Source organism: Nocardia arseniciresistens (genome assembly GCF_046764875.1).
In the GTDB taxonomy this organism is placed as follows: domain Bacteria; phylum Actinomycetota; class Actinomycetes; order Mycobacteriales; family Mycobacteriaceae; genus Nocardia; species Nocardia arseniciresistens.
Map to the genome: position 1 here is coordinate 133,949 of NZ_JBKORD010000019.1, position 23,606 is coordinate 157,554.

Annotated in this window: 17 protein-coding genes; 9 read left to right on the forward strand and 8 right to left on the reverse strand. The window is 66.5% G+C overall.

Features of this window, described 5'->3' with window-relative positions; genetic code table 11:
• Positions 1-19 precede the first annotated feature (19 nt).
• From ACLMAJ_RS31110 to ACLMAJ_RS31120, 3 genes are all read right to left on the reverse strand, one after another.
• Entirely contained in the window at positions 20-631 is a 612-nt protein-coding gene (locus ACLMAJ_RS31110; RefSeq protein ID WP_412017427.1) for a GTP-binding protein, read from the reverse strand.
• Positions 628-4,392 carry a HAMP domain-containing sensor histidine kinase gene (locus tag ACLMAJ_RS31115; protein ID WP_412017428.1) on the reverse strand — a complete coding sequence of 1,255 codons (3,765 nt, stop codon included), beginning with the start codon at positions 4,390-4,392 and terminating at the stop codon, positions 628-630. Before ACLMAJ_RS31115 ends, ACLMAJ_RS31110 begins: the two co-directional genes overlap by 4 nt.
• A 430-nt stretch (positions 4,393-4,822) precedes the next feature.
• Positions 4,823-5,971, reverse strand: a complete 1,149-nt coding sequence (locus tag ACLMAJ_RS31120) for a citrate synthase 2 (protein WP_412017429.1) — start codon at positions 5,969-5,971, stop codon at positions 4,823-4,825.
• A 245-nt stretch (positions 5,972-6,216) separates the two neighbouring features.
• Between ACLMAJ_RS31120 and pdxH the strand changes: the two genes are divergently transcribed.
• The 4 genes from pdxH (at position 6,217) to ACLMAJ_RS31140 (ending at position 10,142) form a co-directional block, all read left to right on the forward strand.
• Positions 6,217-6,873: a pyridoxamine 5'-phosphate oxidase gene (pdxH, locus tag ACLMAJ_RS31125; protein ID WP_412017485.1), complete on the forward strand. Its 657-nt coding sequence runs from the start codon at positions 6,217-6,219 to the stop codon at positions 6,871-6,873.
• Between the two features lie 56 nt (positions 6,874-6,929).
• The gene (locus ACLMAJ_RS31130) at positions 6,930-8,222 is read left to right on the forward strand and encodes an MFS transporter (RefSeq protein ID WP_412017430.1); all 1,293 of its coding nucleotides are present in this window, start codon (positions 6,930-6,932) and stop codon (positions 8,220-8,222) included.
• Positions 8,223-8,391: 169 nt separating this feature from the next.
• The gene (locus tag ACLMAJ_RS31135) at positions 8,392-9,693 is read left to right on the forward strand and encodes a citrate synthase (protein WP_412017431.1); all 1,302 of its coding nucleotides are present in this window, start codon (positions 8,392-8,394) and stop codon (positions 9,691-9,693) included.
• Between the two features lie 89 nt (positions 9,694-9,782).
• Positions 9,783-10,142 (forward strand): FKBP-type peptidyl-prolyl cis-trans isomerase, encoded by a 360-nt coding sequence (locus tag ACLMAJ_RS31140; protein ID WP_412017432.1) that lies wholly within the window; start codon positions 9,783-9,785, stop codon positions 10,140-10,142.
• A 77-nt stretch (positions 10,143-10,219) separates the two neighbouring features.
• Here the strand turns inward: ACLMAJ_RS31140 and ACLMAJ_RS31145 are convergent, their stop codons facing one another.
• The 5 genes from ACLMAJ_RS31145 to ACLMAJ_RS31165 form a co-directional block, all read right to left on the reverse strand.
• Positions 10,220-11,389, reverse strand: a complete 1,170-nt coding sequence (locus ACLMAJ_RS31145; RefSeq protein WP_412017433.1) for a YhgE/Pip domain-containing protein — start codon at positions 11,387-11,389, stop codon at positions 10,220-10,222.
• Positions 11,390-11,523: 134 nt separating this feature from the next.
• A complete protein-coding gene (locus ACLMAJ_RS31150) occupies positions 11,524-12,834 on the reverse strand; it encodes a sensor histidine kinase (protein ID WP_412017486.1) in 1,311 nt (436 codons plus the stop codon).
• Positions 12,835-12,952: 118 nt separating this feature from the next.
• Entirely contained in the window at positions 12,953-13,669 is a 717-nt protein-coding gene (locus ACLMAJ_RS31155) for a response regulator transcription factor (RefSeq protein ID WP_412017434.1), read from the reverse strand.
• Between the two features lie 59 nt (positions 13,670-13,728).
• Complete coding sequence (locus ACLMAJ_RS31160) at positions 13,729-14,118, reverse strand: hemophore-related protein (protein WP_412017435.1); 390 nt, start codon at positions 14,116-14,118, stop codon at positions 13,729-13,731.
• A 206-nt stretch (positions 14,119-14,324) separates the two neighbouring features.
• Entirely contained in the window at positions 14,325-16,364 is a 2,040-nt protein-coding gene (locus tag ACLMAJ_RS31165; protein WP_412017487.1) for an AMP-binding protein, read from the reverse strand.
• Between the two features lie 342 nt (positions 16,365-16,706).
• On the opposite strand from ACLMAJ_RS31165, the gene ACLMAJ_RS31170 reads away from it, so the two are divergent.
• Genes ACLMAJ_RS31170 through ACLMAJ_RS31190 form a run of 5 tightly spaced genes read left to right on the forward strand, consistent with a single transcriptional unit; the run spans position 16,707 to position 23,511 of the window.
• Positions 16,707-20,531, forward strand: a complete 3,825-nt coding sequence (locus tag ACLMAJ_RS31170) for a HAMP domain-containing sensor histidine kinase (protein ID WP_412017436.1) — start codon at positions 16,707-16,709, stop codon at positions 20,529-20,531.
• The gene (locus ACLMAJ_RS31175; protein WP_011207200.1) at positions 20,528-20,941 is read left to right on the forward strand and encodes a roadblock/LC7 domain-containing protein; all 414 of its coding nucleotides are present in this window, start codon (positions 20,528-20,530) and stop codon (positions 20,939-20,941) included. Before ACLMAJ_RS31170 ends, ACLMAJ_RS31175 begins: the two co-directional genes overlap by 4 nt.
• 7 nt (positions 20,942-20,948) lie before the next feature.
• Positions 20,949-21,323, forward strand: a complete 375-nt coding sequence (locus tag ACLMAJ_RS31180; RefSeq protein WP_412017437.1) for a DUF742 domain-containing protein — start codon at positions 20,949-20,951, stop codon at positions 21,321-21,323.
• Positions 21,304-21,906: a GTP-binding protein gene (locus tag ACLMAJ_RS31185; protein WP_412017438.1), complete on the forward strand. Its 603-nt coding sequence runs from the start codon at positions 21,304-21,306 to the stop codon at positions 21,904-21,906. Before ACLMAJ_RS31180 ends, ACLMAJ_RS31185 begins: the two co-directional genes overlap by 20 nt.
• A 51-nt stretch (positions 21,907-21,957) precedes the next feature.
• Entirely contained in the window at positions 21,958-23,511 is a 1,554-nt protein-coding gene (locus ACLMAJ_RS31190) for a carboxyl transferase domain-containing protein (RefSeq protein ID WP_412017439.1), read from the forward strand.
• The last annotated feature ends 95 nt before the right edge of the window (positions 23,512-23,606 follow it).

Sequence of the window (23,606 nt, forward strand, 5' to 3'; positions counted from 1 at the left end):
CAAGGGGGCTGTGACGGACCTAGGGGGCTGTGGCTGAGGGGGTTGTGGCGGGCGCGACTCGGCTAAGTGCGTAGCGGGTGACGGCGATGAGGGCGTTCTTCGCCGATTCGCGGTCGCGGGCGTCGATCATCATGACCGGGACCTCGTCGGGCACCGACAGGGCGTCGCGGATGGCCGCTTCCGGGAATCGCGGTGCGCCGTCGAACTCGTTCACCGCGACCAGGAAGGGCAGGCCCAGCTCCTCGAAGTAGTCGACCGCCGAGAAGCTCTCGTCGACGCGGCGGGCGTCGACGAGCACTATCGCGCCGATCGCACCGAGGCTGAGGTCGTCCCACATGAACCAGAATCGGTGCTGGCCTGGAGTGCCGAACAGGTAGAGCACCAGGTCGTCGGCCAGGCTGATGCGCCCGAAATCCATTGCCACGGTAGTGGTCTTTTTGTCGGGAACCGGCGATGTGTCGTCCACCTCGGAACTGAGGTCGGTGATCACCGCCTCGGTGCGCAGCGGCACGATATCGGACACCGCGCCTACCAGCGTGGTCTTGCCGACACCGAACTCGCCCGCAATCACGATCTTGGCCGAGACGGCGCGGGTGCTGGACGAGGGGACTACGGATTCGGGTGCGGTCATCGAATGTCCTCGGCTGCGAATGGTTTCGACGAACGAGTAGTCCGGCCGTCGCGTACTCCACGGTCATAGTTATTGAGGCCGGCCCGGATCGACGCTGGATCGGGACGGCTGTCGTTATCGTGCTCCTGTGCAACGGATGTCGGCTCCGCACCGCCCGGCACCAGCTGATTCCCCGGCTCCCGCAGTGGCAGGCCGGACCTGGTGCGCACGGTAACCGGCTGATCCGCGGCCCGCTGCGCGGCCGACCACCCTTCGTCCGCCGCCGAGTTCCAACTCGCCGGCGCCTGGTCCTGATTGGTCTCCGGATCGGAGAGCCATGCCGAAATCATGCCTGCGAAAATCGGGGTCGCCAACTCTCGCCTTGCGGCTGCGGGTTTCGCGGCAGCGGAGGCAGTTCCAGGTGTTGGAGGATTCATATTCACAGGCGCGGGAAATGCCTGGTCACCGGTGCGTCCCGTGTTCGCGGGTTGCGAAGCAGAGGGCGTCGGCGGTTGATCGACGTCGGGTGTCGTGGGTGAAGAAGCTGTAGACATCGAGGTTTGATCGTTGCGGGATGCCTTGGGCTCGGCGGGCGAAGTGATCGGAGCTGCTGCCTGTTCAGGCGCGGCGTTCATGGGTGTCGAGGTCTTCGCTGCCCGGTTGGTAGTTGTGGTGTTCGTCGGTAGTGATGGGGCCGACGATGGTGCGGTTTTCGTTGCCGGCGAAGTCGTGGGCGCGGCGTTACCCGCTGCGGGTGCGGGGCGTGTGGTCGGTGTCGCAGTCGCAGCGGCGGCCTGATCCGCGGCCTCCGCCAGCGCTGAGGAGATCGGTGTGGTGGCGCGATCCGCGGGCGGTACTGCCGGTGCGGACGGTGGCGAGGCCGGGCCCGGCTCGTCGGCGTTCGATACCGGCTTCGTCGGGGTGGCTCGAAAGAACTTCGCCGTCTGGGCAACCCGGTATCGCCGGGTGTCCATCTCGGCGAGATTCGGGGCGGGCCTGGTGGGGGAGGGCTTGTTCGGCGTGGTCGAGGGAGCTGCGGTCGGTACCGACTGTGCCGCCGTGCCCGGTGGTGCTTGCCTCCCCGTGCCCGGTGGTGTCGATTGCGCCGCCGTGTCTGGTGTCGATGGCGTAGTGGTGCCCGATGGTGTTTGCGTCGCTGTGCTCGGTGGTGTCGATGGCGTAGTGGTGCCCGGTGGTGTTGATGGCGTCGCTGTGCTCGGTGGTGTCGATGGTGTGGTGGTGCCCGATGGTGTTTGCGTCGCTGTGCTCGGTGGTTGTGCCGATTGCGCGGCTGTGCTCGGTGGTGTCGGATGCGCGGCCGTGTCCGGTGGTGTGGGTCGCGTCGCTGTGGTCGTAGGTGTCGGGCGCGTCGCTGTGCTCGGTGGCGTTGTCGGCGCCGATGTGGACTTTGCCGCCGTGACCGGTGCGGTCGGGCCCAATGTGGCGGTCGCGGTGCCCTGGCGGTTTTCTCCCGTTTTGCGGCCGCGTCTGCGGTTGGTACCCGGAACTCGTTTGGGCAGGCCATAGCTGGTAATCGCGGGTGCGGGTCGCGGCGTCTCGGCCGACGGTTCGGCAGCAGGAAGCGGCGCGAGCGGTTGTTGGCCTATCGCGCCCGCACGCGGTTTCGAGGGTCTGGACGATCCCGGCATCGGGCCCATCGGCTTGCTCTGTACCGCTCGGTTGCCCGACTGCGGCATCGGTGCGCGCGGTGGATGCAGGGTGTCCCGGTGGACCTGAAGGACCGGTTGCCCGCTTGCCCGAGTGTCTTGGTCCGGTGGCGGCACCGCCATCAGTGGTGCGGGAATATGCAGGCTCGCGGTGATGCCGGGGTTCAGCGCGCGGTCCTGGGTGCGACGCAGCCGCACGGTGATGCCGTGGCGCTCGGCAAGCCTGCCGACCACGAACAGGCCCATCTGCCTTGTCGTCGCCAGCGTGGCCGTCGCCAATGTCGCCAGCCTGCGATTGATCTCGTCGAGTTCGCCCGCCACGATGCCGATGCCCTGGTCGATGACCTCGATCAGCAGGCCGCCCTCGGAGGTCCTGCTGTAGGCGAAGGAGACTTCACTCTCGGGCGGCGAAGCGCGCAGCGCGTTCTCCATCAACTCGGCGATCAGGTGCACCAGATCGGTCGCCGCGGTGCCGGTGACCCAACCGTCGGGTGCCGCACCGGTTTTGACCCGCTGGTAGTCCTCGACCTCGGATCCCGCGGCGCGCAAAATGTCGCGCACCTCGACCGGCCCCGACCGATCGACGCGCGATTTCGTGCCGGCGAGCACCAGCAGGTTGGCGCTGTTGCGCCGCATGCGAGCGGCCAGGTGATCGAGTCGGAACAGCTGGTCGAGTCGGTCCGGATCCTTCTCCTCGAACTCCAGCGCGTCGATCATGCTGAGCTGACGATCGACCAGGGTCTGGTTGCGCCGGGCCATCGTTTCGAACATGTCGTTGACCTGGTCACGCAGCTGTTGTTGCTGGGCAGCGAGTTTGAGTGCCTGCACGTGCAGCCGGTCGACCGTGCGGGCGATCTCACCGATTTCCTCGCCGGTATGCACCGGCACCGGATTGACAACGATGTGTTCCAGCTGGGCGCCGAGGCTGATGCGCTCGACCTCGTCGGGTAGGTCGCGATCGGCGAGCGCGGCCGCGCCCGCGCGTAGTCGGCGCAACGGCCGCAGCAGCGATCGGGCGACGAGTAGACCGAATACCGACGCCGCGATCAGGGTGCCGAGCACCACCACGGACGCTTTGATCGCCGCGGTTCGGGAGGCATCGACCACCTGGTCGACGTCGGCGAAAATGCGGTCGACGGTGTCGCTCGCGAGCTTGGTGTATACGTCGCGGGTCCCGAGTGAGAGCCGGCGCACGTCGGCCACATTCACTTTTCCTGTGTCGATCGCCTCGTCGATCGACTCTTTCAGGAGGACGTTGTTGGGGCGTACTACCCGGTCGAGTTCGGGTTTGGCGGCGGGGAAGTCGCGTTCGACTGTGTTCGTCATCGTCAGGAAGGAGCCCTGAATGGTATTGAAGTCGTTGACCTTCGACGAATCCTGGATCGCTGACATCGCGACCATCAGCCAGTTGAAGCCCTCGAGCTTGCCGAGCAACAGGTCGAACAACTGGGTCTTGCCGGTGACGACCGAACTGATCTGAATCGGCGTGAGCAGCTTGTCGACGGTGCCGACCGCCTCACGGGCGACCATATCGTTCAATCCGACCGCTTTCATCGGATCGCCGCCACCACCCTTGCCGCCCGCGCGGATGACCTCGCTCGTCGCGATCATCTCGCGCAGGGAGGTATTGACCGTCGCGTCGATCCCTTTGCGCCCGGACCGTACGGTGGCCTCGGTGATCGCGGTGGACAGTTCGACCAGGTCCTGGTCGGTGGTCATGCCGTAGACCTGTCCGCCTGCGACGGTCGATGCCGCCGACTCGAGCGCGGTGATCGCGGGAATGTCGGAGATCCGGTCGGCCGCTTCGGTGTAGTTGGAGTAGTCGTTGAAGAACACCGTCAACCGGAGACTGCCGAGCAGCATGGCCGCGGCAAGTGGGACGGCCACGGCCGCAGTGACCTTCCAGCGAACGCGCCACTGCTCGAGGTTCCGCAACCGAGCGCGCGCGATCACCGTTTGCGCCACCCTCATACCGCCTTCCGCTCGAACCGCACTGATCCGGTCACCTCGCCACTCGGCGAAATATCCGATGAACAGCAGCGATCCGCCATACAAATACCGCAGGACATCGTGGGTCTTCAAATCCCGCGCGCGGACGGACGAAGGTCCGGCCACCGCCTATCAATACCCAGACATAGCCCCATTTCAACCCTGCGCGTGGAAGGACGAACGTCCGTTCACCGCCTGACCGATGCGGGCATGGCCGACCTCGATACAGCGTCAGCATCGGTACCCTACTGGCTGAATGCCCGCAGTTCCCAGATTTGGCCGGATCGTAATTGCGAAGCGCGCAACGAGTCAGAGGCGCCGAAGCCGGAGCCCGCCGAGTGCAAGGTGAGCAGCATGCATTCCCAACGGTGGTGTCCATGGTGGAACTCGATTGCGCGGTAGGCGTATTACGCTCTCGTCAGCGCATCCCAGGATGCTGCGCGAGCCGAACATCATGGCGGGCAACAAATCCCGCCGCGACATTCGGCTCGCGGATTTACCTTGTCCAGTTTCGCGCGGTCCAACCGCGCTCGAATCGGAAGCAGGCGTGGCCGAATCAGGAGTGCGCGACAGTCGCCCAGCCCTCGACGTCCTCGGGGCGGCGCGGCTCGGGACCGGTGTAGATGGCGGCCGGACGGACGAGCTTGCCGAGCTGCTTCTGCTCCAGGATGTGTGCACACCAGCCCGCGGTACGGCCACAGGTGAACATCGCGGGCATCATGTGCGCGGGCACCTCGGCGAAGTCGAGGATGACCGCGGCCCAGAACTCGACGTTGGTCTCGATGGCGCGGTCGGGGCGGCGTTCGCGCAACTCTGCGAGCGCGGCCTGCTCGAGCTCGGCGGCGACCTCGTAGCGCGGGGCCGCGAGCCGCTTCGCGGTGGCACGCAGCACGCGGGCACGCGGGTCCTCGGCCCGGTAGACCCGGTGGCCGAAGCCCATCAGCTTTTCCTTGCGGTCCAGGATGCCCTTGACCAAAGCCCGTGCGTCACCGGACTTTTCGACCGCTTCGATCATGGGAAGCACGCGTGCGGGTGCGCCGCCGTGCAGCGGGCCGGACATCGCGCCGATCGCGCCGGACAGCGAGGCCGCGACGTCGGCGCCGGTGGAGGCGATCACGCGCGCGGTGAAGGTGGAGGCGTTCATACCGTGCTCGGCGGCGGAAACCCAGTAGGCGTCGATGGCCTCGGTGTGCTTGGGGTCCGGGTCACCCTTCCAGCGCGTCATGAACCGCTCGGTGACGGTGTTGCACTCGTCGATCTTCCGCTGCGGCACCGCGGGCTGGTAGATGCCGCGCGCGGACTGCGCCACATAGGACAGCGCCATCACCGAGGCGCGCGCCAGGTTCTCGCGAGCGGTTTCGTCGTCGATGTCCAGCAGCGGCTCGTAGCCCCAGATCGGGGCGAGCATCGCGAGGCCGGCCTGCACGTCGACGCGCACGTCGCCGGTGTGCACCGGTAGCGGGAACGGCTCGGCAGGGGGCAGGCTGCGGCCGAAGTGGCCGTCGACGAGCAGTGCCCACACGTCCCCGAAGGTCACCCGTCCGAGGACGAGGTCCTCGATGTCGACGCCGCGGTAGCGCAGCGCGCCGCCGTCCTTGTCGGGCTCGGCGATATCGGTGGTGAAAGCCACCACACCCTCGAGGCCGCTGACGAAGTCGCTCGGTACGGTGGCCTGCCCACCGGGAACCGCGGGGCTGGTAGTCATGTTGTGACTCTCCTTGCACATCGGGTCGCATGTTCGCGGGGCAAGGGGATGTGATTCACCCAGCACATGCCGATCACGAAAACCTTAGCTCGTTGCTACCGCGGAGTAACGTCTGGCCCATGCGTGACCTGGACAATTCATCTGCCGGTCAGGAAACGGCCGAAGACCCTGCAGCCACGGCTGCCGCGGTGGCTCGAGCGGTGACGGATCCGGCCGTCCTGCGGGCGGCGACCGATCTCGCGGCGATGCGCGTCGAGTACGGCGGCACCCCGTTCGGCAGTGGTGAAGACACGGACCTGGACGAAACCTGGTTGGCCGGCGGTTGGGAACCGTTGCTGCGCCACTGGATCGAACAGGCCACCGCCGTCGGCATCGCCGAACCGAATGCGATGGTGCTCGCCACCGTGGCATTGACCGACGCGGGTCCGCGCCCGGTCGCAAGGACGGTGCTGTGTAAAGGCCTGTCACCCGACGGCGTCACCTTCTATACGAACTACGACTCGGCGAAGGGCACCCAGCTCGCCGCGGACCCGTTCGCCGCGGCCACGTTCGTCTGGCCCGCGCTCGGCAGGCAGGTCCATGTGCGCGGCGCTGTCGAGCTGGTGCCCGCCGAGACGACCGCTGTCTACTGGCGCTCGCGTCCGCGCGATTCCCAGCTCGGCGCCTGGGCCTCTCGGCAATCGAGGCCGATCGGGTCGCGGGCCGAACTGGATCGGATCCTGGCCGAGGCCACCGCACGCTTCGCCGATGTCGACGAGATTCCGGTGCCGCCGCACTGGGGTGGCTACCTGCTTCGGCCGGACGAAGTGGAGTTCTGGCAGGGCAGGCGCAGCAGGTTGCACAACCGAATCCGGGTCAGCGTCGAGAGCGACGGCATGAAGGTGCAACGCCTGCAACCGTGAACGAGTGCCGAATATCGAGTCGAGCCATCCGCGTTCGACTCGATACGCTCACGCCGGTGAAGCTGCTCGCCGACACCACCCCGCTGAAGTATCCGGACTATCGGCGACTGTGGTCGACCAACGTCGTCACCGTTGTCGGTTCGCAGCTGGCCGTGGTGGCCGTGCCGCAGCAGATCTATCAGATCACCGGCAGCTCGGGCTATGTCGGATTGGCCGGGCTGTTCGGCCTGGTGCCGTTGATCGTGTTCGGGTTGTGGGGCGGTGCGCTCGCCGACGTGATGGATCGGCGCAAGCTGCTGCTCATCACCAACGCGGGCACCGGACTGACCGCGCTCGCCTTCTGGGGGCAGGCCGCCGCCGGGCTGGACAACGTGTGGGTGGTGCTCGCGCTTTTCGCCATGCAGCAGGCCTTTTTCGCGGTGAACCAGCCGACACGCAGTGCGACCATTCCCCGGCTGCTGCCACCGGAACAGCTCGCCGCGGCCAACTCGCTGAGCATGACCGTCCAGCAGGTCGGCGCCATCGCGGGGCCGGTGCTCGCGGGCGCGCTGATCCCGATTGTCGGCCTGTCCACGTTGTATCTGATCGATGCCGTCGCCCTGCTTGCCACGGTGTGGGCGGTGTGGAAGCTGCCCGCGTTCCCGCCGACCGGAACCGCGCGTAAGGCCGGATTCCGAACGGTCCTGGACGGTTTCGCCTATCTGGCAACACAGCGGATCCTGCTCGCCTCCTTCGCGGTGGACGTGATCGCGATGGTATTCGGCATGCCGAGGGCGCTGTTCCCGCAGATCGCGCAGGAAACCTTCGGTGATCCGGCGACCGGCGGTGTCGCGCTCGGCCTGCTGTTCGCGTCGATGTCGGTCGGTGCGGTGCTCGGCGGGGTCTTCTCGGGCTGGATCCCGCGCATCCGGCGCCAGGGTCTTGCCGTGATCATCTGCATCGCGCTGTGGGGTATCGCGATGGTCGGGTTCGGCCTTGCCATCGGGTTCGCGGGGCACGGTCTCGGTCTCGGGCTCGCACTGTGGCTCGCGCTGGCCTGCTCGGCCTTCGGCGGCGCGGTGGACATGATCTCGGCGGCGCTACGGGTGACGATGCTGCAAACCGTTGCCACCGACGAGATGCGCGGCAGGTTGCAGGGCGTCTTCATCGTCATTGTCGCTGGTGGCCCGCGTATCGGTGATGTTGCCCACGGTTTCGCCGCTGCGAGCCTGGGTACCGCTGTCGCTGCGGCGGGTGGTGGTGTGCTGGTTGTTGTCGGCGTGGTGCTCGCCGCCCTCGTTTTCCCGGCGTTCATCCGTTACCGAGTGGGCAGGTCGCACTCCGTGTCGGTCCCCGTGGCCAGCGAATGAGTGATCGGCGCCGCACCGAAAACCTCACTCGATGACAACACGTTTGTGAGCTCACCCGGTGGGCACCCTCGTTCCCGGGCAGTGTGAGCAGCGACTAGCGTCTAGTTGAGAGCTCCGCCGTGCTGACGCACCCCGATGCCGACGGTCCTAGCCTGAGAGGGATCCTTCCGTGCCCGAAAAACACATCAACGACGCCAAGCCGGTGCTGAGCTACCCGGGTGGCGAGTACGCCATGACGGTTGCCGAAGCCAAAGAGGGCAATGACGGCATCGACCTCGGCAAAATGCTGGCGAGCACTGGATACGTCACCTACGACCCCGGTTTCATGAACACCGCGCCGACCAAATCGGCGATCACCTACATCGACGGCGAAGCGGGCATCCTGCGCTACCGCGGCTACCCGATCGACCAGCTCGCGGGTACGTCGACCTTCATCGAGGTCAGCTATCTGCTGATCTACGGCGAGTTGCCGACCCAGGCGCAGCTGGACGATTTCACCGATCGCATCCGCCGCCACACGCTGCTGCACGAGGACCTCAAGCGGTTCTTCGACGGCTTCCCGCGCAACGCGCACCCGATGCCGGTGCTGTCCTCCGCGGTGAACGCGCTGTCGGCCTACTACCAGGATTCGCTGGACCCGCGCGACCCCGAGCAGGTCGAGCTATCCACCATCCGACTACTGGCGAAACTGCCGACCATCGCGGCCTACTCGTACAAGAAGTCGGTAGGCCAGCCGTTCCTCTACCCGGACAACTCGCTGAGCCTGGTCGAGAACTTCCTGCGCATGACCTTCGGCTTCCCGGCCGAGCCCTATGAAGTCGACCCCGAGGTCGCCGCCGCGCTGGACATGCTGTTGATCCTGCACGCCGACCATGAGCAGAACTGCTCTACCTCGACCGTGCGCCTGGTCGGCTCGTCGGACGCCAACCTGTTCACCTCGGTGTCCGGCGGCATCAACGCGCTGTGGGGCCCGCTGCACGGCGGCGCCAATCAGGCCGTGCTGGAGATGCTCGACGACATCAAGACCCAGGGCGGCGACGTCAAGGAGTTCATCCGCAAGGTCAAGAACAAGGAAGACGGCGTGAAGCTCATGGGCTTCGGGCACCGTGTCTACCGCAACTATGACCCACGCGCCTCGATCGCCAAGAAGCACGCCGACTCCATCCTGAGCAAGCTCGGCGGCGACGACGAACTGTTCGACATCGCGAAGGCGCTCGAAGAGGCCGCGCTGACCGACGAGTACTTCATCTCGCGTCAGCTGTACCCGAACGTCGACTTCTACACCGGCGTCATCTATAAGGCCATGGGCTTCCCGACCCGCATGTTCACCGTGCTGTTCGCCATGGGCAGGCTGCCGGGCTGGATCGCGCACTGGCGCGAAATGCACAGCGAGCCACTGAAGATCGGGCGCCCGCGTCAGATCTACACCGGCTACGGCGCTCGTGACTACCACGAGATCAACAACCGCTGAGCGACCGCTGGCGACTGCTTTCAGGTCGCTCGCAATAACACTGCTGTTGTTACTCTTACCAACCATCACCTATCGAAGGGGATAGCCGAATGACCAAGCCGGAGATCGAGTTCCAGGCGGGCCCAGCGCCCACCGAACTGGTGATCAAGGACATCATCGAGGGCGAGGGCACCGAAGCTGTGCCCGGCGGCAACGTCGAGGTCCATTACGTCGGTGTCGAATTCGAATCCGGCGAGGAGTTCGACTCGTCCTGGAAGCGTGGCGAGTCCATCACCTTCCCGCTGCGCGGCCTGATCCAGGGCTGGCAGGAGGGCATCCCGGGCATGAAGGTCGGCGGCCGCCGACAGCTCACCATCCCCCCGGAGCTGGCATACGGCCCCGCCGGTGGCGGTCACCACCTCTCGGGTAAGACGCTGGTCTTCGTCATCGACCTGCTGAACGCCAGCTAAGTAAAACCGTACTCGCGGCCCGTGTTCCACTTCGGTGGACACGGGCCGCAGTCGTCGCGGGCGCCTGCGAGCGCAGGTCACTCGCGGACGATTTCCACCGGATCGGTGAGGGCCAGTGCGAGGGCGGCCTGTTGGCTGGTGCTGCGCTGCGGGAGTGCGGCCATGGCTTTGTCGGTTTGGGTGCCGAGGTTGCCGACGATCTGCTGGAGGCCGGTCACACCTGCGGTCATTTGGCTTATGGCGCTTGTCAATTGAGCGCCGCCCTGGTCGGCCAGCTGAGGTAGGCCCTCGGCGAGTTTCGCGCCCTCGTTCAATTGGGCGCTCGCGCCTTTCAACCGGTCGACCACGGTGCGCACCAGGGTGCCGAGATCGGTGTTCGGGTCAACGGCACCGCCTACCAGGGTGCCGAGACCGGTCAGCTGGGTACCGGCCTGACCGGAAATACCGCGCAGGGCTTCGAGTTTCCCGATGATATCGGCCAACTGGGGATCGCCTGCGAAGGGCAGTCCACGCAGCAGCGGGAGGATTTGGTCGAGGCCGCCGCTCACGGTGTTCGCGGTCTGCTCGACCTGGGCGATGGTGACTCCGGTCGAATCCAGTGCCGAGGCAAGCTGATCCGCCTGCGCCGCCGCACCGTCGACCGTCGAGTTCAGCGTCGCGATCGCCGAAGTCAGTTGCGCGGAGCCCTCTTTGGCGAAGCTGAGGAAGCCGAGCAGCTGGTCGGCTCCTGAGCTGAATTGGTCGGCGCCCGCGGCGGCCGCGTTCACCCCGGCGTTGAGCAGCTGCGTCGTGAACTGCACCGACGAGAGTTGGGTACGCGCTTGTGCGACGGCGGACAGCGCCGCGTCGACACCCGCCGCGCCGATCCGGTGCGTCACCTCCATCACCGCGCCGTTCACCAGCTGTGAGTCCGCGCCGGTGTGCGTGGCGACGGTGACCTTGGCGCGCTGCGGTTGCGCACCGGCCAGCGTGCCCATGGAAGTGGTGAGATCGGCGGGCAGTGTGATCACCGCGGCGTAGTCGTCGAGGTCCGCCTCGCCAGGCTTGGCCGCGGTCCACTCGTAGCCGCCCGCCTGTTCGAGGGCCTGCACGACGCGCGCACCGGTCGGCCCGGAGTCGGCGTTGACGAGGGCGATACCACTCGGTGCGTCGCCCGACCGTGAACATGCCGTGATGCCACTCCCGATCGCACCCGCTCCGACAATCCCGACAACGAGAAGTGCCCAACGGGCGCGTTTTCCAATCACATCCGCAGAGCCTATGACGCCGAAATGGCGCAACGGCTCGGGCTTCTCTGTGGGTTCACTAAGGAGAACCAGCTGCTCGGCCGCCGCCACCCGTCGGTGTCAAAGATGTCCTGTCGCCGGTGCGGCCGTGCAGGCTAGTGGGCCGTGCGGTTCGGCAGGTGCAGGACAAGGCGGATGCCGCCGAGCGTGCCATTGTCGAAATATGCTTGGCCGCCGTGTAATTGGGCCTGCTGGGCAACCAGGGCGAGGCCGAGGCCGGAGCCGCCTTTGCTGGCTTGGCTGCCGCGGACGAAGCGGTCGAATACCGCGGCGCGTTCGTCCGTCGGGATGCCGCGACCGTTGTCGTCGACGGAGATCACGATGTGCCCGTCCGGTGCGCGGTGTGCGGAAACCAGCGCCTCTGTGGCGCCGCCGTGGGTCGACGAGTTCTTCAGTGCGTTGTCGACGGCGAGGCGCAGTCCGGCGGGCAGGCCGCGGGTCACCAATTCGGCATCGGTGTCTATACGCACGGTCAGGCCGGGGAAATGGCGCATGGCGTCGTGCGCGGCCTGGTCGCACAGGTCGCCGACATCGGTGGCGACATGGTCGCGCTCGTTGGTGAGATCGCCGGTGGCCAGGCGTTCCAGCGCGGCAAGGGTGGTTTCCACCCGGCCCTGGCTGCGCGCGAGATCGGTGAGGATCTCGACGCGCTGAGCCTCGTCCAGGTCGAGGGTGCGCAGTACCTCGAGATCGGTGCGCATCGCGGTGAGCGGGGTGCGCAGTTCGTGAGCGGAGACGGCGGCGAAATCACGGGCGGTCTCGAGCGCGGCGGCGGTCTCGCCCTGCGCCTGGTCGACGCGGTGCAGCATGGTGTTCACCGCCTCGGCGAGCTCCTCGGCCTCCCGCACCCCAGAGCCGTCGACCGGAGACTGCGGGTTGTCTGGATCGGGCCGGCCGCTGCGGGTGCCGACCTGGCGGGTGAGGTCGGTGATCGGCCGCACCGCGCGCCCCGCGAGCAACCAGCCGAGCGCGCCCGCCGCGGCAATGGCCAGCAGCGCGCCCGCCAGCACCCAGCGTTGTTGCTCGGAAGTTGCGCGAGCCGCCTCGGCGGCCGGGATACCGAGCGCGACCGTTCGCCCTGGCGGCTGGTTCTCGCTCGTGGTGAGCATCCGGTAGCGGACCCCGCCCACCGTGGTGGTGCGGAAGCCCGTTGATAGATCGGGCAATTGGGTCGGGCCGCTGGCCGTGACGACGCCGTTGTCGCGAACCGTGACCGTCAGGTTGTTGTTCAACCCCGAAATGGTGACGAACCCGGCCGCGAGCTCTGGATTGAGCAGGACGATGCGCGAGACAATGGTGATCTGCTGATCGATCTGCTGCACATTGTTGCGCTCGATCGCGCGCACGCTGATGAGACTCAGTATGGACACGATGATGACCGCGCCGGCCGCCGCGGCGCCGGCCACCCGGGTGCGCAGCGAAAATGACCGGCGGCGACGCTTTTTCGTTGCGGCGACCGATTCATCGAGCGCCGCAGAGGGTTTCGCTGTCTCTGGATCGGGCCGAGTCACCTGGTACCCGAATTCATTTGGGTGTCCGCAACACGAACCCGACACCGCGAATCGTGTGCAGCAATCGGGGTGTGTCGTCCACCTCGAGCTTGCGACGTAGATATCCGACGAAGACATCGACCACATTGGTGTCGGCGGCAAAGTCGTAGCCCCACACCAATTCCAGCAACCGCTCGCGGCTCAGCACCACGCCCGCGTTCCTCGCCAGCGTGGCGAGCAACTCGAATTCCCTTTTGGTGAGCTCGATTTCGTTCCCGTGCAGTAATGCGCGATAACCCGCGACATCGATCTCCAGCGGTCCGACCGTCACCGCGCCGGGGGTGACCGGTGCGGGCGTGTCGGCACGACGGCGAAGCAGCGCCTTGATCCGCGCCACCAATTCCGCGAGTACGAACGGCTTGACCAGGTAGTCGTCGGCACCGGACTCCAGCCCGGAGATCCGGTCGTCGACCGAGGCGCGCGCACTCAGTACGCAGATGGGCACCTCGTTGCCGAGCGCGCGCAGCGCGGTCACCACACCGGCGCCGTCGAGCACCGGCATGTTCATATCGAGCACGATCGCGTCGGGTGCATGCTCGGTCACGCTGCGCAGTGCCGCGGCGCCGTCCCTGGCGACGAGCACCAGGAATCCGGACAGCCGCAGCCCGCGCTCGACCGAGGTGAGCACATCCTCATCGTCGTCGACAACAAGCACGGTCGGGGTCGTTCGCTCGCTCGTCACGTCATTCATTCTGCTCTCCCGCCTCTCCGAGTCTTCAGGTGTCGGCGGGAGTGCGCGCAGATTGCCAGTTAGTAGCTGTGGCAGGACTCGGCGACCTGGCGGATCGTTTCGCTCAGACCGGAGGCGCGCGGATCGTTCTGTGCGTCCTTGGCCGCGCCCGGGTTCTCGTCGATGGCGCGCTGGAATTCCACGCGGCGCTGTTCGACCGGCTGATCGAACTTGCGCTGCAACTCGGCCTTCTGGCTCGGATTCGAGTCGAGCATCGAGGCAAGCTGGGGTGCCTTGGCATGCAGCGCGGCATCGACCTGGGCGAAGGAACAGTCGGAGGTCAGCAGTGGCGCGGCCAGGTCGGTCATGGGGTCGGCCGAGGCGGCGGTCGGGGCGAGGAACATGGTGACGGTCGCAAGTCCGCCTGCGGCGAGGACGGCGTAGGCCGGCCGACTGCGCAAAACCTTCATAAATGTGCCTCCAGATCGTCGAGGGGGGGCGCCGATTATCTCGACGCTGTCTCGAGGCTATTGCCCTCGGTTGGCATCTGTGTAAACAAACTCTGAGGAACCTCTGAGTGGGACAACTGATTTCGTGAGGACATGGGTAACTCATCGGGTGCCGGCTCACCCAGCCGGCACTTCACCGCTGGTCGCCGACGTGGCTATCGCAGCGCCTAAGCCTGGCCTGAAGATTCGGGGAGGTGAGGGAGCTTCGCGTCGGCGATCTGGCGTTGCAGGGCGTCGAGTACCGACGGGTCCTCGATGGTCGAGGGGATCTCGTAGGCGTCGCCGGCGGTGATCTGCCGGATCGTCTTGCGCAGGATTTTGCCCGATCTGGTTTTCGGCAGCGCGGTGACCACCACGGCATCGTTCAGGGTGGCGATGGTACCGATCTGCTCGCGTACTCGTGCGATCAGTTCGTCGCGCAGCTGCGCGGGATCGATCTCGACGCCGGACTTGAGCACCACGTAGGCGATCGGCCGCTGGCCCTTGAGTTCGTCGGGAAGCCCGATCACCGCGCATTCGGCGATCGCGTAATGCCCCGCGATGGCGGCTTCGATGCTGCCCGCCGATAGACGGTGCCCGGCCATATTGATCACATCGTCGCTGCGGCCGAGGACGAAGAGGTAGCCGTCGTCGTCGAAATATCCGGAGTCGCCGGTCAGGTAGTGCCCGGGGAAGGCCGACATATAGGACCTGACGAAGCGGTCCTCGTCGCGCCACAGTCCGGTCAGGGTGCCGGGCGGCATGGGTAGCCCGATGACGATATTGCCCTCGGTACCGGGCGCGACAGGATTGCCCTCCGCGTCGAGCACGCGCAGCCGGAATCCCGGCACCGGCACCGACGCCGAGCCCGCCTTGATCGGAAGTTGCTGCAAGCCGAGCAGGTTCGCACAGATCGGCCAGCCCGTCTCGGTCTGCCACCAGTGGTCGACGACGGGGCAGTCCGGCCGATCGGCGAGCAGGACGTCGGTGGCCCATTCGTAGGTCGCCGGATCCAACCGCTCGCCCGCGCAGAACAGCGCCCGCAGCGAGGACAGGTCGTAGTCGTGGGCCAGCGCGGCGTCGGGATCGGCTTTGCGAATGGCGCGCAGCGCGGTCGGCGCGGTGAACAACACGCGGACCTTGTGCTCGGCCACCACTCGCCAGTAAGCACCCGCATCCGGGGTGCCGACCGGTTTGCCTTCGTAAAGGAGGGTTGTCGCGCCGACCAGCAGCGGTGCGTAGACGATGTAGGAGTGCCCGACGACCCAACCGACGTCGGAGGCGGCCCACATCACTTGGCCAGGTCCGACGTCGTAGATATTGCGCATGGACCAGGCCAGGGCAACCGCATGACCGCCGTTGTCCCTGACAACGCCCTTCGGCTTCCCGGTGGTGCCCGAGGTGTAAAGGATGTAGAGCGGATCGGTGGCGTCCACCGGTACCGGATCCGCTAACGGTGCGTCGCGCACGGCGTCTTCCCAATCGAGCCACTGCGCCGCGACCGTCTGCGCCGAGCTCGGTAGTGATTCGGTCGCGGCCTGCGGCGCGGGGAAGTGGATTGTCGGGAATTGCGCGCGCTGCTTCACGATCACGTTGCGCGGCGCAACGCTCTCGGCAAGATCCAAGGCGTGCAATACGATCGGCGGATAGTCGACCCGGCGGCCCGGCTCGAGACCGCCGGAAGCAGTGACGATCAACACAGGTTCGGCGTCGTCGATGCGTGCCGCGAGCTCGGGTGCCGCGAAGCCGCCGAACACCACCGAGTGCACAGCGCCGATGCGTGCGCAGGCGAGCATCGCGATCACCGCTTCGGGGATCATCGGCAGGTAGATGATGACGCGGTCGCCCTTGGTGACACCGAGTCGGGCCATGGCACCGGCGAAGCGGGAAACCTCTTCGAGGAGTTCGGCATAGGTGAAAACGCCTCTGGCGCCGGTCATAGCGGAGTCGTATATTAGAGCGGGTCGATTCGCCCCGCCCTCCTCGATCGCGGTGTCTCCGTGCACATGTCGGTCGAGAGCATTGAAGGAGGTATTGAGGCGAGCATCGGGGAACCACCTGGTCACGGGGCGTGCCATGGTGTCGACGATCTGGGTCGGCGCGACCTCCCAATCGATCGCCGTCGCCGCGCTGCTCCAGAACACGGCCGGATCGACCAGGCTTGTTTGATATACGGGCCGATATTCGTGCTTCGCGTGCGTACCCGTCGCCCGACCGCCGCCCCCCATCGAATCGCCATGCGATGCTGTACTCAAGTGACTCCCTAGCCTCGCCTCGATGCCCGCCTCGATAGATCAGCACGATTGTGGCAGACTTCACGCGACGCCCGGGTGGGTGCCGCGACCTCTGGTTATGCCTGGAACGGGCTGGTCAAGGCCCGTAGCCCTACTCGGAGTCACCCAAGAAGTTATTGATCCGTTAGAATCCGATGTCACTTATTTGGGCAGTCGTAGACGCGATTTCTCGGCCAGCCGCAGTTCCTCGGCCAGCTCTGCCCGTCGAGCCAGCATGCGATTGTGGAGGTTCGCTGATGGCACGTGGTTGGGGCCAGTTTGGAAAGTGAGTGGGAGATGCGTGACGCCGCTAGGTCCGGCAGAAAGCGCTGGGCGCTCGGCAACTGGGACCTGCGCTGGAAGGTTACGGCTGTTTTAGCTGTGCCGCTTGCAGTCGCGGTCGGCCTCGGCGTGTCCAGGATTGCTTCCGAGTTCGCTGAAGCGAACCGGCTCGCCAGTGCTGCCGAAAACATCGGTGCCATCCCGGCGGTAACTGCGCTCAGTGCGCAGACGGCGACGACGGCCAGCTCGCAGATGGTCGCTCTGTTTCCTGGTGCGCCGTCGATCGTGTCGGACAAGAACCTCGCCGACCTCGACGCCGCGATCGGCAATGCCGAAGCTGCCAGCAGCAAGCTGAGCGCCGTCCCCGGTGCCCGCGCGTCACTGGACAGCATGCTCACCCAGGCCAAAGCCGTTCGTGCGCAAGGCAAGGTCGCCACGACCCAGTCGGGTCCCGAGATCATCGCGATTATCGACCGGGTCCGCAACGACAGCGTGCACATCGTCGAGTCCACGGTCGGCCAGGTCAGCGACCCTGCCATCGATCTGGCGAAGCTACGTCTGGTCGACTCGCTCAATACCCGCGCCACGCTCGTCGGTGAGGTCGCCGCGTTCCCCGAAATCCTGCGCAACCCGCAGGCCGGCGTGCAGAGCTTCCTCACGGCGGCGAACACCGAGCGCTCGCTGCTCAACGTGCTCGCGCACCGATTCCCCGACGGTGATACCTCGATCGCTGACGTTCGAGTAGGCATCGACACCCGGATCGGTCTGCTGAGCAGCCCGCAGGCACAGGCCGGTCAGATCCCGATCAGCGACGTGAAGAATTCGCTCTCCGCCAGCCTGGATGTCTATGAGCGCATCGTCGGCAAGGCGACCAAGGACATCGACGCTGCGATGAATTCGCTGGTGTCGACGGCAAATGCCGACGCGTGGACTTACACCGCGGTCGTCATCGCCACCATCCTCGCCGCGCTGGTGCTCGCGGTGTTCGTCGCGCGCTCGATGATCGTGCCGCTGCACCGGCTGCGTCTCGCTGCGCTGCGGGTGGCCGAGAGTGATCTGCCGCACGAAGTCGCTCAGCTGCGAAATGGTGCTTCCCCCGAGGACGTGCCGCTGGAGCCGATGCCGGTGCGCAGCACCGAGGAGATCGGCCAGCTTGCCCGCGCCGTCGACGATATCCATGGTCAGGCACTGCGTCTGGCCAGCGATCAGGCGCAGATGCGTTCTCAGGTCAACGACATGTTCGAGACGCTGGCCCGCCGATCCAAGTCCCTGGTCGACCATCAGCTCACGCTGATCGAGGCGATGGAGTACGACGAGAAGGATCCACGACTGCTGGAGAACCTGTTCCGGCTGGACCATCTCGCCGCCCGTATGCGTCGTAACGGCGACAACCTGCTGATTCTGGCCGGTACCAAACAACGCCGCGCCAAGTCCGCTCCCGTCGAGATCGCCGACGTGCTTCGTGCCGCGATCTCCGAGGTCGAGGACTACGAACGCGTCAAGCTCGGTGCGACGCCGCGCGGTTCGCTGATCGAGCCCGCCGCCTCCGATATGGCGCACCTGTTCGCCGAGCTGCTCGACAACGCACTGCGCGCCTCGCCGCCGGAGACCGACGTGAAGTTCACCTTCGCGCAGGCCCACGACCAGGGCATGCTCATCGAGGTGGCCGACCGAGGTATCGGTATGCCGCCGTCGGAGATGGCCGATATCAACCGCAGGCTGGAGCAGACCGCCGAGCCGGGCCCCGATACCGCAAGGCACATGGGTCTTTTCGTGGTCGGCAGGTTGGCCGAGCGGCACGGACTCACCGTGCGATTGCGGCCGACCTTCGACACCGCGCGTGACCCGGGCGTCACCGTGATCGTGCATGTTCCCGTCGGACTCATCGTCATCGGACAGGGACAGAAGTCCGCCTTGCCGACGCAGGCCGCGCCCCAGGTGTCGGCCGGTCCGGGACAGCGGCAGACTCCGTCAGCGATGCAGATGCGGGGGATCACCAGGACTCCCGGTGGCAACGTGATGGTCACCGTCGATCCCGGTGTGAGCGGCCCGATTCCGGTGAGCAGCCCGGCCCCCGCGCCGTCGGCACCGGCTCCGGCCGGTGGTGGCTTGCCACAGCGGTCGCCGGGAACGTCGATCCCCGCTGGGACCGGCCCGAACTCGGCGCAGGGTGGTGCTTCCCTACGCCCCGCGCCAGGCCAGCAAGGGCAACCGCCGACGGGCCCGCAGCGCGGCAAGCTCGCCGCCGCGAACCTGCCCAAGCGCAACCTGAGCCCCGGTAGTCCGCCGCCTCGTCAGCTCGGTGGCGCCGAGCAGACCGTGACGGGTCTGCCGCCGCGCGATCCGAACTCCGGCGAGCTGCCGTTGCGTCAGCCGGGCGCCAATGCCGCGCCATCGCCGAACGCCGCAGGTGGTTTGCCGAAGCGTCAGCCCGGTTCCAACGGTCTGCCGCAACGCGACTCGGGCACGGGCGGTCCGCCGCAGCGTGAGCCGGGTGCCGGTGGTCTGCCACAGCGTCAGTCGGGTGTGAGCGGTGTGCCACCACGTGAACCTGGTTCTGGCGGGTTGCCGCAGCGTGATTCGGGCATTGGTGGGTTGCCGCAGCGTGACTCGAATACGGGTGGTTTGCCGCAGCGTGATTCGGGGATCGGTGGGTTGCCGCAGCGTGACTCGAGCACGGGTGGTTTGCCGCAGCGTGATTCGGGGATCGGTGGGTTGCCGCAGCGTGACTCGAGCACGGGTGGTTTGCCGCAGCGTGATTCGGGGATCGGTGGGTTGCCGCAGCGTGACTCGAATACGGGTGGTTTGCCGCAGCGTGATTCGGGCATTGGTGGTTTGCCGCAGCGTGACTCGAGCACCGGTGGTCTCCCGCAGCGTGAGCCGGGTGCCGGTGGTCTGCCACAGCGTCAGTCGGGTCTGAGTGGTGTACCGCCGCGTGAACCCGGTTCGGGTGGTTTGCCGCAGCGTGATTCAGGTTCTATCGGTGTGCCGCCGCGCGAGCCCGCCCCGGGTGGTCTGCCGCAGCGACCGTCCGGCCCGAACGGTCTTCCGCAGCGTGAACCCGGTTCCAACGGTCTACCGCAACGGGATTCCTCGCCGAGTGATCTGTCGCAGCGTGACCCGAACACCGGTGGTTTGCCGCAGCGTGATCCCGGTGTGGGTGGTCTGCCACAGCGTCAGCCCGCGGCAACGAATCTGCCGCAGCGTGATGCGCTGAGCGGTCTGCCGCAACGCCAGCCCGGCTCGCAGGTGCCGCCCGGTCTGCCGCAGCGCGATGCGGGCAGCGCGCTGCCGCAGCGTGAATCGGCGTCCGGACTCGGTCTGCCGCAGCGGGGCACCCCGCAGTCCCCGCCGAGCGGCGAACAGCCCGCGCTCACCGATCCCGGTGCACCGCTGGCGGGCCGTGACCCCGGTCGGCACAGCTTCAAGGCTGATCCCGCCAAGGCGGCGTCGTTCTTCCAGACCAGGCTGCAGCCAGCGGCCGAAACCAACTCGCCCATGGACAGCCCGATCTTCGCCGAAATGATGTCGGCGTGGCTGACGGATCCGAACCCGGATCGGTCCCAGGTGGCCGCTTCCTTCGAATCACCGGGAGACGAGGGATGGCAGGCGGCACAGCGAGCGAGCGAGGCGCAAGCCGAAACAAAGACCGCCGCCGGGTTGCCCCAACGCAATCCGGGCGGAAGGCTGGTCCCCGGCGCCGTCAATGGCGCCGCGGATCGGGCGGCCCGTCGCGATCCAGAAACGATCAGGACCAGCTTGAGTCGTCACCAGCAAGGCGTCCGGGATGGCCGCGCATTGAAGGCAACGAACCTAACCGGAGATAAAGGAGACCGATGAACCCCGATCTAGGTGGTACGAATCGTCAGCTGGATTGGCTGGTTTCGAACTTCGCCAACGAGGTTCCTGGCGTAGCTCATGCCGTCCTGGTCTCGGCTGACGGCCTACTCATGGCCGCGAGTGCCCAGCTGCCCGTCGACCGCGCCGAACAGCTCTCGGCCGTTACCGCCGGGCTTGCCAGCCTCTCGGTCGGCGTCTCGAACCTATTCGAGGGCGGCACCGTTTTGCAGTCGGTGGTCGAGATGGAGCACGGCTACCTGCTACTCATGGCAGTCGGCGACGGCTCCTACCTCGCGGTGCTGACCAACACTTCCTGCGATATCGGCCAGGTGGGATACGAAATGGCCTTGTTGGTCGAGCGTGTGGGGCAGACAGTTCAGGCCACACCACGCGTCACGATGGGTTCCTGATGGTGGGATGGACATAGACGATCACCGCGTGGGTAGCTCCGAGCCCAGCCTCGTACGCCCGTACTCGCTGACTGCGGGCCGAACCAGGCCCGCAGTCGAGCTGGCGTTGGAAGCTCTCGTGGCATCGCACCCGGTCGCCCTCGAGCGGCAGTTCGAACTGACCAACATCGAAACGTCCATCGTGGAGTTGTGCAGAGAATCGCCGTCCGTCGCCGAGGTAGCAGCGCGGTTGGGCATCCCGATCGGGGTGGCCAGGGTGCTGGTGGCCGACCTTATAGAGGCCGGGCATGTCCGAGTCTCGGCGACTTTGAAAGACGATTCCAGCGACGATGAACGTCGCGAGCTGATCGAAAGGGTTCTCAGTGGACTCCGGCGTATTTGATTCGACGGCGCAGGTCGACACCCGTACCAGCAAGCCGACTTCGGCGAAAATCGTCGTCGCGGGTGGTTTCGGTGTCGGCAAGACCACGATGGTCGGTGCTGTCTCGGAGATCGTTCCGCTGCGCACCGAAGCATTGGTGACCAATGCCAGTACCGGAATCGACAACCTGACGGGCGTTCCGATGAAGTCCACCACTACGGTGGCCATGGACTTCGGCCGGATCAGCCTTGCCGACGACCTGGTGCTTTACCTGTTCGGTACGCCGGGCCAGTACCGATTCTGGTTCATGTGGGACGACCTGATCCGCGGCGCCATCGGTGCCGTGGTGCTCGTCGACACCCGCAGACTGGAAGACAGCTTCGCGGCCGTCGACTACTTCGAAGCGCGCAACCTACCGTTCTTGGTGGCGCTCAACGAATTCGACGACGCACCGCGCTACCCGATCGAGGACATCCGCCAGGCACTCGCGGTGCCTGCGGATGTACCGATCCTGTCGATCGACGCACGGCGGCGTGAGCCTGCCAAGCACGCGTTGGTTTCGCTGACCGAGTACGCCCTGCGCAAGGTGATGCAGGGTTACTGAGTTGCTCGCGCGGCGCGCGTCGAATCATGACCGGGTAGTTATTCTGCCTCGGTGAGGATTTCGGCGCGCGAACTGCTCGGGCAATTACTCGACCCCGACTCGTTTGTCAGCTGGGACCGGTCACCCGTCGTGGTGGCCGCCACCCAGCAGTATGACGAGGATCTGCGCAAGGCGGCGCTGGCGGCGGGCACCGATGAGTCGGTGCTCACCGGCGAGGGACTGTTGCGTGGTCGCAGGGTGGCCGTAATCGCCTGTGAGTTCGGGTTTTTGGCTGGCTCGATCGGAGTCGCCGCCGCCGAACGGATCGTCTCTGCGGTCGAACGCGCCACCGAGGCCGGCCTGCCGTTGGTGGCCTCGCCGACCTCCGGGGGCACCCGGATGCAGGAGGGCACTGTCGCTTTCGTGCAGATGGTGAAGATCGCGGGGGCAGTCGCCACACACAAAACCGCGGGCCATCCCTATTTGGTATATCTGCGCGATCCGACCATGGGCGGGGTGTTCGCCTCCTGGGGTTCGCTGGGGCACATGACTTTCGCCGAACCCGGAGCGTTGATCGGATTTCTCGGCCCCCGGGTCTACAAAGCGTTGTACGGCAAGGACTTTCCCGAGGGTGTGCAAACCGCGGAGAACCTGTACCGCAGTGGTGTCATCGACGGGGTAGTGCCGGTTTCGGTCTTCCGCCGAATTGCCCACCGCGCCTTGAGTGTACTGAGTGGCGTACCGGATCCCGTTGCGGTGGAATCGGGTTCGGCCGCGCCGTTCGGCGGCGACGGTGCTGCTGTGGAAGACGCAGCCGCCGCTGATCACGCAGCTGTGCCGGAGCGAGCGGCCGAAGTCTCGGCGTGGGAGTCGGTGACCATCTCACGCCGCACCGGACGCCCCGGCCTGCGCGATCTGTTGCGCCATGTGACACAACGGGTTCCGCTCAGCGGTACCGGTCAGGGTGAATCCGATCGCACCATCGTGCACGCGCTGGCCAGGTTCCGGGGCAGGCCGTGCGTGGTGTTCGGGCATGACCGCTCCGGCCAGCAGGGCGAGCACACCATGGGACCCGCCGCACTGCGCGAGGCCAGGCGCAGCATGGCGCTCGCTCAGGAGTTGGGGCTGCCGCTGGTCCTGGTGATCGACACCGTCGGCGCGGCGTTGTCCAAGGAGGCGGAGGAGCGTGGGCTGGCTCCCGAGATCGCCCGCTGCATAGCCGATTTGGTGACCTTGGACACGCCGACCATCTCGGTGCTGCTCGGTCAGGGCACCGGCGGCGGCGCGTTGGCGCTACTGCCCGCCGACCGAGTCCTCGCCGCGACGCACGGCTGGCTGGCGCCGTTGCCGCCGGAGGGTGCGAGCGCGATCGTCTACCGCGATACCGAGCACGCGCCGGAGCTGGCCGGTTCGCAACGAATCCGCGCCGCCGACTTGTGCGCGGACGGCATCGTGGATCGCATCGTGCCGGAACTGCCCGACGCCGCCGACGAGCCCGTCGACTTCGCGCGCCGGATGGTCGCCGCCATCGCCGAAGAGCTCACCGACCTATCGGCCCGACCGCTCGCGGAGCTTCGCGAATCGCGCCACCTCCGCTACCGCAGGCTCGGCCTACCTGGGAATTGAGGCCGCGATCGAACCCGAATTGTCGGGTGTAAATCCCGGCCCGACCAGCGAATTGTGAGTCAACACGCTGCGTGGAGTCGTTGACGACTCGCGGC